Below are 12,038 nucleotides of genomic sequence, written 5' to 3' on the forward strand. Positions count from 1 at the left end.
TGTCTACCGCATAAAAAGTGACAATTTTTAGATGATGATAAGTTCACCATGCAAAGCGCCTGCCATCTTTAACGCTTCTAGAATAGCTAAGACATCAGAAGGCGCGGCCCCCACTAAATTCACTGCACGAACCAACTCATCCAGTGTGGTGCCAGGATTAAACATAAACATGCGGCGATCGCTTTGCTCAACATCAATAGTGCTATTACTGGTCACCACGGTTTGGCCGCCCGCTAACGCATTAGGTTGAGAAACTTGCGTGGCTTCAGCAATGGTGACCGTCAATCCACCGTGCGTTACAGCAGCGGGTAATAACTGGACATTTTTACCGACAACAATCGTACCTGTTCGAGAATTAACGATAACCTTAGCTGATTCATCTGCGGGCTCTACTTCTACATTTTCGAGGGTCGCTAAAAACGATACACGCTGCGAAGCATCTCTTGGTGCACTGACTTGAATTGAACTGGCATCTAAAGCACGTGCCATACCTGGCCCGAGTAAATCATTGATGGCATCGGCTGTTCTTTTGGCGGTTGAAAAATCGGCACGACGTAAGTTAAAGGTTAAATGATCGCCACTAGCAAAAGGTGACAACACACTTCGCTCAACAATTGCACCACTGGGGATTCTGCCTACCGTTGGAGTATTTTGAATAACTTGAGAGCCATCTAATCCTTCAGCACTAAAACCACTAACAACCAAGCTGCCCTGAGCGATGGCGTAAACATTACCGTCAACCCCTTTCAAAAAGGTTTGCAGTAATGTGCCTCCGCGTAAACTTTTAGCTTCACCGATGCTCGAGACGGTAACGTCAAGAGTTTGACCTGGTTTGATAAATGCTGGCATATCCGCATGAACAGCAACCACAGCTACGTTTTTAACTTTAGGTCTAACAGAGTCAGGTAAATTTATGCCAAAGTTTTTTAGCATGGTTTTAAATGTTTGCTCTGTATATCGGGTTTTTTCACCGGTTCCAGGTAACCCCACAACAATACCGTAGCCCACTAGCTGGTTATTACGCACCCCCTGTACATTGGCAATATCTTTGATTCGCTGTGCATCAACAGGTGTAGCGATAACCATACATGCTGTCAATAACATGGCTAAAATTGGTTTAATGTTCATGTCATACCCCTTAGAAAGGCCACCACTCACCCATAAAGAACGAGCTTAACCAGCCCACTTTTTGAGTGTCGGCAAAAGTGCCTGTACCGCTATATTGAATTCGGGCATTTGCTACTCGCGTTGATTCAATGGTGTTGTCGGGCGTAATATCTTGGCTACGAACAATGCCGGTAACACGAATAAATTCGTCACCATTGTTAATCGATATCCACTTTTCGCCCCGAATAACTAAATTACCGTTACCTAAAACTTGCATCACATTGGCTGAAATACTGCCATCTAAACTGTTAGATTGATCGGCATCCGCTTCACGCTTGGTGTTCATGCTATCGGAGTAACGTAAATCTAACGGCACCCCTTTAATCGTGACGTTGCCACCACCTGCGTAAATGGGGTCAACACTTAAATCACTGCCTTTTTTCAATTCATTATTAGCGCTCTTTGTCGCTTGGGTAGACTCTTTAAGTACCACGGTAATAATGTCACCAACTTTATGGGCGCGAATATCTGAATACAAACTGGATGCTTGCGAGTCCATATAAATAGACCCCGTCGCCACAGTTTGAGTGCGTGGCTCATCTGGATAAACCGGCGCATAAAACGGATCATCAGGGATCGGCTTTTTCTGAGTAGAACTACAACCGACCAACAGCAACATGGCTGCTAACGCTAGGTATTTACTCATCGCCGCCCCCTTATAGGTTTTGGTTAACGTAAGACAACATCTGATCTACCGCTGAAATCACTTTTGAGTTCATTTCATAGATCCGCTGACTTTGAATTAAATTCACCAACTCTTCAGTCACGTTGACATTAGATGTCTCTAACGCGCCCTGGCGAATTGCCCCTAAACCATCTAACGATGCTGTTCCTTGAATAGGTGTGCCACTGGCACCGGTTTCGGTATATAAATTTTGACCTAAAGGATCTAGCCCTGATGGATTAATGAAATCTGTCATGGTTAGCTGGCCGATGGTTTGACTGTCTGTCGCCCCGGCTAACTTCACTGACACTTCGCCTTCAGCTGATACAGTAATACTCATCGCATCTTCTGGGATCGTAATCGGTGGCTGTAATACATAACCTGATCCTGGTGTTACAATCTGTCCGGTATCATCTAGGCTAAATTGACCATTACGGGTATAAGCAGCTGTACCGTCAGGCATTTGAACTTCAAAAAAACCAGGACCTTCAATCATTAAATCTAACGAGTTGTCTGTCGTTAGCATGTTGCCCTGAGTAAACATTTTTTGAGTCGCGACCACTTTAGTACCTGCGCCTAAATTTAAGCCGTTAGGTAATTTGGTATTGTCAGCACTGATCCCACCGGCCTGGTTGATAGTTTGATAAAGCAAATCTTCAAACACCGCGCGGCTTTTTTTGTAGCCGATAGTACTGGCATTGGCGACGTTATTAGAGATCACCGCAATATCAGTTTGTTGGGCGTCTAAACCCGTTTTACTAATCCACAGAGCTGGATGCATAATTAAGACTCCTAACCAATTCTTAATAACGACGAAGAAGCACGATCGGCTTCTTCCGCATTTTTCATCATTTTGACTTGCATTTCGTACTGGCGTTGAATGTCGATCATCGCCACCATTTCATGTACAGGATTAACATTACTGCCCTCAATGGCACCGCTTTCTACTTGAACCATAGGGTCTTTAGGGGCGGGTAATCCTGACATTAAGCGAAACAGACCATCTTCACCGCGCATCATTTGGTCGTTACCCGGATTAACGAACTTTATCCTGGCCACTTCTTCAATCACTTCAGCAGTTGCGCCTTGAGGCCGGACGGAAATAATCCCTTCTGGTGAAATTTGCACTTTATCAATAGGAAGCGGTAACACAATCGGCCCTGCATCGCCCATAATCGGGGTATTGCGACTATTGATAAGCAAACCCGTATTATCAAATTTCAAACTGCCTGCTCGGGTATATGCTTCTGAGCCATCGGCAGCCTGCACCGCAATCCAGCCATCACCTTTTATGGCAATGTCTAAATCACGTCCGGTACTTTTAATTGGACCTGAAGAAAAGTTAGTGCCTGGGCTTTCAATCATCGAAAACACGCGAGTCGGTAAGCCTTCACCAAACGCCTGCATCGCTCTTGCTTGGGTCATGTCAGACTTAAAACCATCAGTGTTGGCATTGGCTAAATTGTTAGCACGAACCGCTAAAGCATTCATGCCTTGTTTAGCGCCGCTCATTGCAACATACATAAATTTGTCCATCTGCCGCTCCGTCAATAATTCTTCAAGTAAAGATATTAACTAGTTAATGCAAACAGAGTGCCAATAATTAAAGTGCGTGTAAGACGTTGATTCTATGTGGTAGGAAGGGGTTGTCGCGAGGAAGATTAAATATACAGTGTCAAAAAAACACCTGTTAGATTTATTCAGGCTTATGAGCCACTAAAATAGGCAAGGTGTTGCCGCTGATGGCAACACCTCTATCTATAATGGTTGTTTAAATAGCCTAAAATTATCTGATCTGTAACACGGTTTGGTTTAAGGTGTTGTTCACTTCAAGCGTTCTAGAATTGGCCTGGAAGTTACGTTGCGCAGAAATCAAATCCACTAACTCAGTGGTTAAATCAACATTCGACTGTTCAAGCGCTGAAGAACGAATACTACCAAAAGTACCACTATTAGCCTCACCCGCTAAAGCAGGGCCAGAATCCAAACTGGCTTTCCAAGATGTATTACCCACTTGAGTTAAGCCTTGCTCATTGGCAAATCGCACTAGGGCTACTCTTGAAAGTGGTACAGTAGACCCGTTACTGTAACTTGCAGTAACCAGTCCATCGGCACCAATACCCACATTTGTTAAACGCCCAACTGTAGTTCCGTCTTGAGTTAACTCAGTTACTTCGAATGGTGATGCATATTGTGTTGGATTATTAAAGTTAACAGTAATTTCTTGAGAACCATCAGCACCGGGACCTAATACATTGGCGCCGCCAACACCCAACACTTCAGTTTTTATTACCGCAGGGTCGCTACCGGTATAAGCGCCTGCATCATTAAATTTAATCACGGCACCTTTCCAACCAGAAGCATTCACTGCGCTTCGGGTATCATTTGGAGCTGGATCAGGTTGACCATCACCATCTGTATCAATTTTATACTGCCCTGCCGCACCATCTAAACTTACCGGTTTGCCATCGACTGCGTAATAAGCAACCCAGTTACTTTCACCGGTATATGACCCATCTTCAGGTTTAATAAAGTAAGTGGTCATAATATGTGATTCACCCAATGAGTCATAGATTGTTACAGAGGTTGAATTATTAAATGTATCGGGATTTGTTGGGTCAAAAGCTGCAGGGTCTAGTGCTGACTCTCCTACATTTAGATTCATTTGTAAACCGACTTTACCTGACATTACCGGGCTACCAGCAGTATCAGGGATTTTAATCGGCTGGGTGGTAGTTAAACTCACTGAAGTTGAATTACCATCTTTATCAACAGGAAAACCTTGTAAAAAATTACCTGCCGAATCAACCATATAATTTGCAGAATCGACCTTAAACGCACCAGCACGAGAAAATGACTGATCACGGGTGCCAAGCTCAGATGAGGTGACAAAAAAACCGCCACCACTGATCGCCATATCTAATGAATTACTGGTAAATTGCAAGCTTCCCTGGTGAAATTGTTGTGCGACCTGAGTGGTCGTTGTACCACCACCCACTGCCGTTTTACTGTTTGAGAAGATTGAATTAGCGTAAACATCCGCAAATTCGGCACGTGACTCTTTAAAACCAATGGTATTGACGTTAGCAATATTGTTGGCTGTGGTATTTAAATCTTTTTGAGCGGCTGCGATACCACTTAGTGCGATGTTAAAAGACATATTTCACCTCAAATAATCAGGTTTTCTTAAATGACAAATTATTGTCACAAGTTAAATTGTTAAGATTCAGATACCGCGAGTACGTCGGTCAACTTAATGCCGCCAATCCCACGTAAATTCAAAATAGCGCCAGTTGCGGCAGTACCTAGTGAAACACTAGTCACATGGGCATATGTTGACACAGGTAAGTCTTGTGATTGCCCATCAACTTTACCGCTCGCTTTAATGGAATAACTTCCCTCAGCGACAGGCTCACCATTTTTATCTAATCCATCCCAGGCCACATCCACATTGCCGCCTGCACTGCCATCAATTTCATAGGTTTTAATCAATTGACCAGCTTCATCTTCTATTCGAATCGTAATCTTATCAATTGCTTCTGGTGTACTTACCACACCTTTTATTTCAGAACTGCCTGCGGTAATTGCACCTGTATCAGATGGGATTAACACTTTACGTCCCACTAAACTAGACGCTTGTAAAGCTTGGCTAGAACTCATCACACCATTTAAATTCAGAATTTCTTTATTTAAATTAGCAATACCATCTACCGTTGAAAACGAGGCCATTTGTGCAATCATTTGATCATTATCAACCGGCTTAAACGGGTCTTGCATCGAAAGCTGTTGGCTGAGCAGTGCAAAAAAATCTTCCTGCTTAAGCATTTGATCTTTCGCTTCAGGCGTTTCCGGTTTTTCTGGTAAGCGAATACCATCTAGAAAAGGATTACCCGTACTTGTGGTAGTCGAATTTGACTGCACAGTGTTTTTACTTACCGTACCGGTATTCGTTGATGTCGATGCCTGTTGCGGCAAAGACTGACTGCTATAAGGATTAACGAGGCTCACAACTTACCTCCTACAATAGTCATGTTATTTACCCATTCTAAGTGTTTGTTGCAGCATAGATTTAGCGGCATCAGCTACTTGAACATTCATTTGATACGAACGTGACGCTGAAATCATATCGGCCATCTCTTCCATGACATTCACGTTTGGCTTGTAAATAAAGCCATCTCCATCAGCCATTGGATGATCTGGTGCAAATTCTTTCATCAGGGGCTTATCACTTTCAACAATGCCACTGACGTTAACGCGATGGGCACCAGATTGCTGGTGATTCGCTTTTGCCATTTCAGCTTCAAAAACGGGATGACGTGCTCGATATGTTTTATCAATGCTACTTGATACAGAGTCAGCGTTGGCGATGTTACTTGCAGTGGTATTGAGCCTGACAGACTGAGCCGTCATACCTGAACCCGCTACATCAAAAATATTAAATAAGCTCATAGTTAATCACCTCGCAATGCTTTACGCATTCCAGAAAACTTACTTTCTAAAAACCCCAATGACATTTGGTATTCAAGAGAGTTTTGCATAAAGGCGGATTGTTCTTGCTGCATATCGACCGTATTGCCATCACCCGTATCAGGCTGATTGGGCACTCGAAACTTTACATGCTGCTGACTGAGTGCAGTTAAATCGAAATGTTTTTCGTTGGAAGAACTCATCGTCAAACCTTTTTGACGAGAACTTGCTGCTTGCATCGCAGAGGCAAAATCGACATCACGCGCTTTATACCCTGGGGTATTTGCATTCGCTATGTTGCTTGATAATACTTCAGCGCGTTGCGCCCTAACACCCAGAGAGTATTGATGTACCCCAAGTGCATTATCAAAATTAATCGCCATAAAATTGCCTCCATCAGCTAACTGATAGATATAAAGCAAAGGTTATGCCAATTATTTATTAATAAAGGGGAAATATAGAGAGGAGAGCATGTGTCAACAATAACACATGCTTTTCAATAGATTAACTAGGTTTTCTTTTGATAATAAATGCCAGGATTACAACGAACCATATCAAATTCATCTGTTAACCCAGCAATAGATTCTGACGCTCCAAGAAATAAAATCCCTTTTGGATTTAATGCGGCAGCAAATTGCCGCAAAATTTTCGCCTTTGCCTCAGGGGCAAAATAAATCAGCACATTGCGGCAAAATATAATGTCGTACTTACCAAGAAGCGTATAACTTTCAAGTAAATTATGTGCTCTAAAGTTAACTAAGCGTTTCACATTATCTTTGATTTTCATATTACCGTTAGGTAAAGCATCAAAAAACTGACGCTTACGCTCTTCAGATAACCCACGCGCTAATGCCAAACCATCATATTCTGCATTTTTACAACGCTCCAACATCGACGGAGACAAATCGGTTGCCTGAATGGTGATACCGCCAGGCAGTGCACCAGGTTTACGTTGCTGATACTCTAAAGCCGTCATTGCTAATGAGTACGGCTCTTGACCAGAAGAACACGCAGCAGACCATATACGCAATGAACGACCTAATTTAGAGTATTCAGGCAACAAAGTGTTATGCAGTAAATCAAAAGGATAACGGTCACGAAACCACAAGGTTTCATTAGTGGTCATAGCGTCAATCACCTCAGCACGCAACTGGCGTTCTGTCGGTTTCATTGAATGTTTAACCACTTCTGAGAGTGAAGGTAAATTGTACTTGCCCATTAACGGCGCAAGACGACTACGCACTAGATATTGTTTGTTCTCACCTAATACGATGCCGCTGTGTTGTTCTAGGAACAACCTAAATTGATTATATTCTGCTTCTGCGAGTGATTTATCTGTCACATTCACATCCTAATATAATGAGTGATTGTTGCCCTATTTCATTAGGGCTTTTACGCATTAACAATACTCATGAACTTGCCATGTTGTCTACTGCGATCAATAGACGATGATTATAAGCTTAAATGTTTGTTAACTGCCGCGGCTAATTCATCTGGATTAAATTTTGCAATAAAGTCATTCGCGCCAACTTTTTGTACCATAGCCTGATTAAACACACCACTTAATGAAGTATGCAGCACGACTTTAATATTTTTCAATTTTGGATCATCTCTGATTTCAGCAGTAAGGGTATATCCATCCATTTCTGGCATTTCAATATCTGAAATAATCAAAGGGATCTCGACAGAAACATCATCCATTTCTTTGGCAATGTTTTTAAGTTTTTCTAACGCTTCACGGCCATCTTTAGCGGTATCAATTTGCAACTTAAGTGACTCAAGTGAACGAATAATCTGCTTACGAGCAACCGCAGAGTCATCAATCACCATAATGTGATAATGCTGTTCTCTATCAATGGTTAATTGCTCATTGACTTCTTCACTGATCGCCGTTTTAACGGGTGATATTTCATCAAGAATTTTTTCAACATCTAAAATCTCAACAAGCTCACCTTCAATTTCCGTTACTGCGGTTAAGTATGAATAACGTCCTGCGCCCTGTGGAGGAGGCATAATTGCAGCCCAATTCATATTAATAATCCGTTCAACCGAGCTGACTAAAAAGCCCTGCACACTGCGGTTGTATTCAGAAATGATAATGAAGCAATTCTCAGTAGACGTTAATGGTCTACCACCTGTAGCAGCACTTAAATCGATAACAGAAATAGTCGCACCACGAATATGTGCCACGCCTTTAACAAACGGGTTCAATTTTGGCAAAGTCGTTAACGGTGGGCACTGAAGTACCTCTTTAACTTTAAAAACGTTAATACCAAAACGTTGACGTCCATTAAGTTTAAACAACAGTAACTCTAATCGGTTTTGACCAACTAATTGAGTTCGTTTGTTGACGGATTCCATGATACTCGACATAACACTGCCTTTTTTTATTAAAATATCCGAATAAATAGATACTAGCCTGTTTTGCTTCAAAACATAAATTGAAACTGGATTTCTTGTCGGAATATGACAATGTAAAATCATCGTCCGCAAGTAAACTGAACCAATTAATGCACTTTGTTATGCCGCTACTTTATATAGGCATATTTTTTGCTTGTTATTACTTGTAAATCATAAATCAAGAATAATCTACTAAAGCAGTCAATCTACTGTCATTACAGCTTAGCAACTTATTCATCATTTCACGTAAAATTAAGTATAGGTGCAATCTAGCAAAACAAGCTAGTATCTCCACTATGAAAGTATATTTTTTGTGTTTTTTCTATTTATTGTTCAATTCATTAGCAGTTTTTGCGAATGAAGATGCTAGCGTACCTTCCTTATCGACCATTAGCCAATTGGCTGAAGAGGTTGTCAGAAAAAAAATTCAATTAGAACCCAATGCTAAGTTACTCATTACGCCACAAAATTTAGAAGGCAGACTGACACCGCCCCGCTGTTTTGCCCCAATAACCGTTGAATTAGCCAGCGATCGCGAAATTGGCAGAAACAATACCGTCAAAATAAGCTGCAACAGTCCAGATTATGATTACCCTTGGCAGATTTACTTATCAGTTCGAGTCGAAATCATGTTTCCAGTTGTGGTGAGTAGTGAAATCATCTCACCAGATACTTTACTCACAGAACAGCAATTACAAATCGAATATATTGACCAGTATAGTCTTCGGGGGCAATTCTATGCGGATATTAATGACGTTTTAGGCAGTAAAACCAAACGAAGAATTAATAAAGGAACGCCCATTTTGAATAGCCACTTATGTTTTGTCTGTAAAGGCGATGCCGTATCAATCTACGCCAACAGCCAGAACTTACAAATAAAGACATTAGGTGAAGCAATGCGTGATGGAAATGTAGGTGAATCAATTAGAGTTAAAAATGTTAACTCAAACAGAGAATTAGAAGCCACAGTGATTGGCGTTGGCGAAGTAGAAGTTAGAATGTAAAATAAGCTAAAGTTTTTCCCCACAGTGCCGATAGCCTGTATGGAAAACCAAAATTAACGCTGGAGCCTATCATGGCAATTGACATTAACAAACTTAAAACAGCTACGCCTACGCCAGTTACTGCGCGTGATGCAAAATCAACAAACAACGCAGCTAAAGCAGCACCACAGGCAGCAACTGCAAACGTAAAAACAGATTCGGTAAGCATTACGCCGCAAGCACAAGAGTTACAAGGTGCACAGGCTAAAATGGCAAGCTTACCCGAAATAGATCAAAAGAAGGTGGCTGAAATCAAACAAGCCATTTCTGAAGGTCGCTATAAAGTTGACCCTGAAAAACTTGCAGCCAACATTGCAAGCTTTGAAGCTGAACTTAGCGGACTGAAGTTCCAAGAAGAATAGCAGACGTTTTACGGCAGCTGCCTACAAGGACAGTTTTTGCTTTAGTCTATTCTTGAGAACAGTATAGTATGAGAATCAGGCACCTATTGGTGTCATAGACAGGTATTTCCAAAGCAAAATAATCTGAGTATCAGTATGACAGCACTTTCAACCTTACTTTCACATCAGCACGGTATTCTTACGTCGCTGAAGTCTCTAATTTCTGCCGAAAAGCAAGCATTACAAGCGCAAGATGCAGACAAGTTATTGAAACTTGCCCAAGAGAAACAACAATGCCTGATAGCATTAAAAACAAATGATGAATCTCTGGCTAATCATCCAGAACATTCATTACTGACAACTGATCCAGAATTAGTTGAAAAAGTTTCCGCCGCCAAAGCAATTTTAGCCGACTGCAAAGATATCAATCAGCAAAATGCCAGTTTAATTGAATTAAATATTGCAACCTTAAATAGGTTCTCCCAGGCTATGCAGGCGAGTCGTAATTCATCCAGCTTAACCTACAATGACAAAGGCAAAACCTCGACTATTTCTACCCTTGGGAATGATTTTAAAGCATAAGTATTGATCATACTCATTAAGGTTTAGTTTTAAAATTGGGCAATATAAGACTCAGGGTATCTAACAAACCTTAGTAACCCCGAATGAATGGCAAGAGTTTAGGGTGCTTAGTGCTTAGTGCTTAGTGCTTAGTGCTTAGTGCTTAGTGCTTAGTAGTAAAGTTGTTCAAGATTTACAATTGAAACAGAAATGATGCGTTCGCATCATTTCTGGTTACTAGATAAGATATTAAAGCCCTAAAAGACTTTGTTTCAAGCTGTTCTGAGCGGGTGCATCACCCAACCAAATTTTTATCAAAGCTTGGCGAAATAACTCCCCCTTCACCTCTCCCTGAGGCTGCTCATTCTTGAAACTGGTAACGCCTTCATTCTTGGTTAAGACGAACGAAAACTGATCACCTTGTTTAATTTCAGCATTGAAAAGCCCCATAAACTGGGTGATTTCAGCTTTTATACTCGAAGAATCGCCATTTGTTGCAGCATCAAATCCTTCGCTGATAGCATCAACCATTTTATCGGAGGTGATCATGCCCGACGTAATATTCAAACGAATCACCGCAACAGATTGTTCAAGCACAGCCGTTAAATTATCCTGGGGTGTCGGTAAATATAAGCTACCAACATATAAATCCATGAAGAACTTACTGCGAACGCCAGCTCCATTTAATATCAGCTCTTGCGACTGGATCGTTAAAACCTCCTGAACATCAACACCCGAAACGGTTTTGGCATGGAGTAACGGACTGACCAGCAGTGCAGCGGTTAACGTTAAAACAGATAATACTTTCATGTAATTGATTCTTTTAATAAGGAGCTACGAAGGGAAGATTTAAAACCATCAAATAAATTAACCACGAATGCCTAATCTATACTGGCCATTTTGCTCAAACATCAAAGCTTGTTTGTGATTTGGTGAAATCAATAATGGGCCATCATCAAAAAACAAAAAGCATTTCCAATTGCGAACAAATACATCCCATCGAGTTTCAATCACCTGATATTTTTCATAACAAAAATACACCAGCGCATCATCAGGCCATTGAATATGCTCAATTAGCGCTTCAGGTAACGAATTATCATTTGAGTCCCAAGCAGATTGCCAATGCTCGGTTGCACTCCAAGCATCTTGCTTAGCAGGCCAATCACCTTTAGCAAACTGCTCTGCACGACTGCTTTTATTGCTAATCCATTTATTCCACACCTCCATCGAGCTCTTCTCGGTAAGAGGCTTTATCAAGAGTTTATCATCTTCACTCACAGGTAAATCTTTATGGTTAAAGATCCACTTACGCTTATAAGATTCAATTGGAATATAAGAAATTGACAAAAATCACTCCTTTAAAGGGATTAGCAAAAAATAGAGAGGGATTATAAA

At 41.3% G+C, this 12,038-nt stretch carries 15 protein-coding genes; 3 read left to right on the forward strand and 12 right to left on the reverse strand.

Features of this window, described 5'->3' with window-relative positions:
- Window positions 1–27 precede the first annotated feature (27 nt).
- The 10 genes from ORI98_RS00765 to ORI98_RS00810 form a co-directional block, all read right to left on the reverse strand.
- The gene (locus ORI98_RS00765; protein ID WP_261298033.1) at window positions 28–1,128 is read right to left on the reverse strand and encodes a flagellar basal body P-ring protein FlgI; all 1,101 of its coding nucleotides are present in this window, start codon (window positions 1,126–1,128) and stop codon (window positions 28–30) included.
- 10 nt (window positions 1,129–1,138) lie between these two features.
- Entirely contained in the window at window positions 1,139–1,813 is a 675-nt protein-coding gene (gene flgH / locus ORI98_RS00770; protein WP_306133870.1) for a flagellar basal body L-ring protein FlgH, read from the reverse strand.
- A gap of 10 nt (window positions 1,814–1,823) precedes the next feature.
- Window positions 1,824–2,612 carry a flagellar basal-body rod protein FlgG gene (gene flgG / locus ORI98_RS00775; protein ID WP_261298035.1) on the reverse strand — a complete coding sequence of 263 codons (789 nt, stop codon included), beginning with the start codon at window positions 2,610–2,612 and terminating at the stop codon, window positions 1,824–1,826.
- Between the two features lie 11 nt (window positions 2,613–2,623).
- Entirely contained in the window at window positions 2,624–3,367 is a 744-nt protein-coding gene (flgF, locus tag ORI98_RS00780) for a flagellar basal-body rod protein FlgF (RefSeq protein ID WP_261298036.1), read from the reverse strand.
- 250 nt (window positions 3,368–3,617) lie between these two features.
- The gene (gene flgE, locus ORI98_RS00785; protein WP_306133871.1) at window positions 3,618–4,991 is read right to left on the reverse strand and encodes a flagellar hook protein FlgE; all 1,374 of its coding nucleotides are present in this window, start codon (window positions 4,989–4,991) and stop codon (window positions 3,618–3,620) included.
- A 59-nt stretch (window positions 4,992–5,050) separates the two neighbouring features.
- Window positions 5,051–5,839, reverse strand: a complete 789-nt coding sequence (flgD, locus tag ORI98_RS00790; protein ID WP_371931098.1) for a flagellar hook assembly protein FlgD — start codon at window positions 5,837–5,839, stop codon at window positions 5,051–5,053.
- 24 nt (window positions 5,840–5,863) lie between these two features.
- Window positions 5,864–6,280: a flagellar basal body rod protein FlgC gene (flgC, locus tag ORI98_RS00795; protein ID WP_261298038.1), complete on the reverse strand. Its 417-nt coding sequence runs from the start codon at window positions 6,278–6,280 to the stop codon at window positions 5,864–5,866.
- A 2-nt stretch (window positions 6,281–6,282) separates the two neighbouring features.
- Window positions 6,283–6,681 (reverse strand): flagellar basal body rod protein FlgB, encoded by a 399-nt coding sequence (gene flgB / locus ORI98_RS00800; protein WP_306133872.1) that lies wholly within the window; start codon window positions 6,679–6,681, stop codon window positions 6,283–6,285.
- Window positions 6,682–6,806: 125 nt separating this feature from the next.
- Window positions 6,807–7,646 (reverse strand): protein-glutamate O-methyltransferase CheR, encoded by an 840-nt coding sequence (locus tag ORI98_RS00805; protein WP_261298040.1) that lies wholly within the window; start codon window positions 7,644–7,646, stop codon window positions 6,807–6,809.
- Window positions 7,647–7,750: 104 nt separating this feature from the next.
- Complete coding sequence (locus tag ORI98_RS00810; protein WP_306133873.1) at window positions 7,751–8,671, reverse strand: chemotaxis protein CheV; 921 nt, start codon at window positions 8,669–8,671, stop codon at window positions 7,751–7,753.
- A gap of 323 nt (window positions 8,672–8,994) precedes the next feature.
- Between ORI98_RS00810 and flgA the strand changes: the two genes are divergently transcribed.
- The 3 genes from flgA (at window position 8,995) to ORI98_RS00825 (ending at window position 10,664) form a co-directional block, all read left to right on the forward strand.
- Window positions 8,995–9,702 carry a flagellar basal body P-ring formation chaperone FlgA gene (flgA, locus tag ORI98_RS00815; protein ID WP_261298042.1) on the forward strand — a complete coding sequence of 236 codons (708 nt, stop codon included), beginning with the start codon at window positions 8,995–8,997 and terminating at the stop codon, window positions 9,700–9,702.
- Window positions 9,703–9,773: 71 nt separating this feature from the next.
- Window positions 9,774–10,103: a flagellar biosynthesis anti-sigma factor FlgM gene (gene flgM, locus ORI98_RS00820; protein WP_261298043.1), complete on the forward strand. Its 330-nt coding sequence runs from the start codon at window positions 9,774–9,776 to the stop codon at window positions 10,101–10,103.
- Window positions 10,104–10,238: 135 nt separating this feature from the next.
- Window positions 10,239–10,664 (forward strand): flagella synthesis protein FlgN, encoded by a 426-nt coding sequence (locus ORI98_RS00825; RefSeq protein ID WP_306133874.1) that lies wholly within the window; start codon window positions 10,239–10,241, stop codon window positions 10,662–10,664.
- A 228-nt stretch (window positions 10,665–10,892) separates the two neighbouring features.
- Here the strand turns inward: ORI98_RS00825 and ORI98_RS00830 are convergent, their stop codons facing one another.
- Window positions 10,893–11,453, reverse strand: coding sequence for a chalcone isomerase family protein (locus tag ORI98_RS00830; RefSeq protein WP_306133875.1), 561 nt, complete (start codon window positions 11,451–11,453; stop codon window positions 10,893–10,895).
- Between the two features lie 57 nt (window positions 11,454–11,510).
- Window positions 11,511–11,990 carry a DUF2947 domain-containing protein gene (locus tag ORI98_RS00835; protein ID WP_306133876.1) on the reverse strand — a complete coding sequence of 160 codons (480 nt, stop codon included), beginning with the start codon at window positions 11,988–11,990 and terminating at the stop codon, window positions 11,511–11,513.
- Window positions 11,991–12,038: the final 48 nt, after the last annotated feature.

The organism is Shewanella sp. ULN5 (assembly GCF_030731885.1).
Taxonomy (GTDB): Bacteria; Pseudomonadota; Gammaproteobacteria; order Enterobacterales; family Shewanellaceae; genus Shewanella; species Shewanella holmiensis.

What these genes read in the sequence shown, in the direction of transcription:
- ORI98_RS00765 (WP_261298033.1), bottom strand. Translation starts at nt 1,128, where the DNA reads ATGAACATTAAACCAATTTTAGCCATGTTATTGACAGCATGTATGGTT.
- flgH (WP_306133870.1), bottom strand. Translation starts at nt 1,813, where the DNA reads ATGAGTAAATACCTAGCGTTAGCAGCCATGTTGCTGTTGGTCGGTTGT.
- flgG (WP_261298035.1), bottom strand. Translation starts at nt 2,612, where the DNA reads ATGCATCCAGCTCTGTGGATTAGTAAAACGGGTTTAGACGCCCAACAA.
- flgF (WP_261298036.1), bottom strand. Translation starts at nt 3,367, where the DNA reads ATGGACAAATTTATGTATGTTGCAATGAGCGGCGCTAAACAAGGCATG.
- flgE (WP_306133871.1), bottom strand. Translation starts at nt 4,991, where the DNA reads ATGTCTTTTAACATCGCACTAAGTGGTATCGCAGCCGCTCAAAAAGAT.
- flgC (WP_261298038.1), bottom strand. Translation starts at nt 6,280, where the DNA reads ATGAGCTTATTTAATATTTTTGATGTAGCGGGTTCAGGTATGACGGCT.
- flgB (WP_306133872.1), bottom strand. Translation starts at nt 6,681, where the DNA reads ATGGCGATTAATTTTGATAATGCACTTGGGGTACATCAATACTCTCTG.
- ORI98_RS00810 (WP_306133873.1), bottom strand. Translation starts at nt 8,671, where the DNA reads ATGTCGAGTATCATGGAATCCGTCAACAAACGAACTCAATTAGTTGGT.
- flgA (WP_261298042.1), top strand. Translation starts at nt 8,995, where the DNA reads ATGAAAGTATATTTTTTGTGTTTTTTCTATTTATTGTTCAATTCATTA.
- flgM (WP_261298043.1), top strand. Translation starts at nt 9,774, where the DNA reads ATGGCAATTGACATTAACAAACTTAAAACAGCTACGCCTACGCCAGTT.
- ORI98_RS00825 (WP_306133874.1), top strand. Translation starts at nt 10,239, where the DNA reads ATGACAGCACTTTCAACCTTACTTTCACATCAGCACGGTATTCTTACG.
- ORI98_RS00830 (WP_306133875.1), bottom strand. Translation starts at nt 11,453, where the DNA reads ATGAAAGTATTATCTGTTTTAACGTTAACCGCTGCACTGCTGGTCAGT.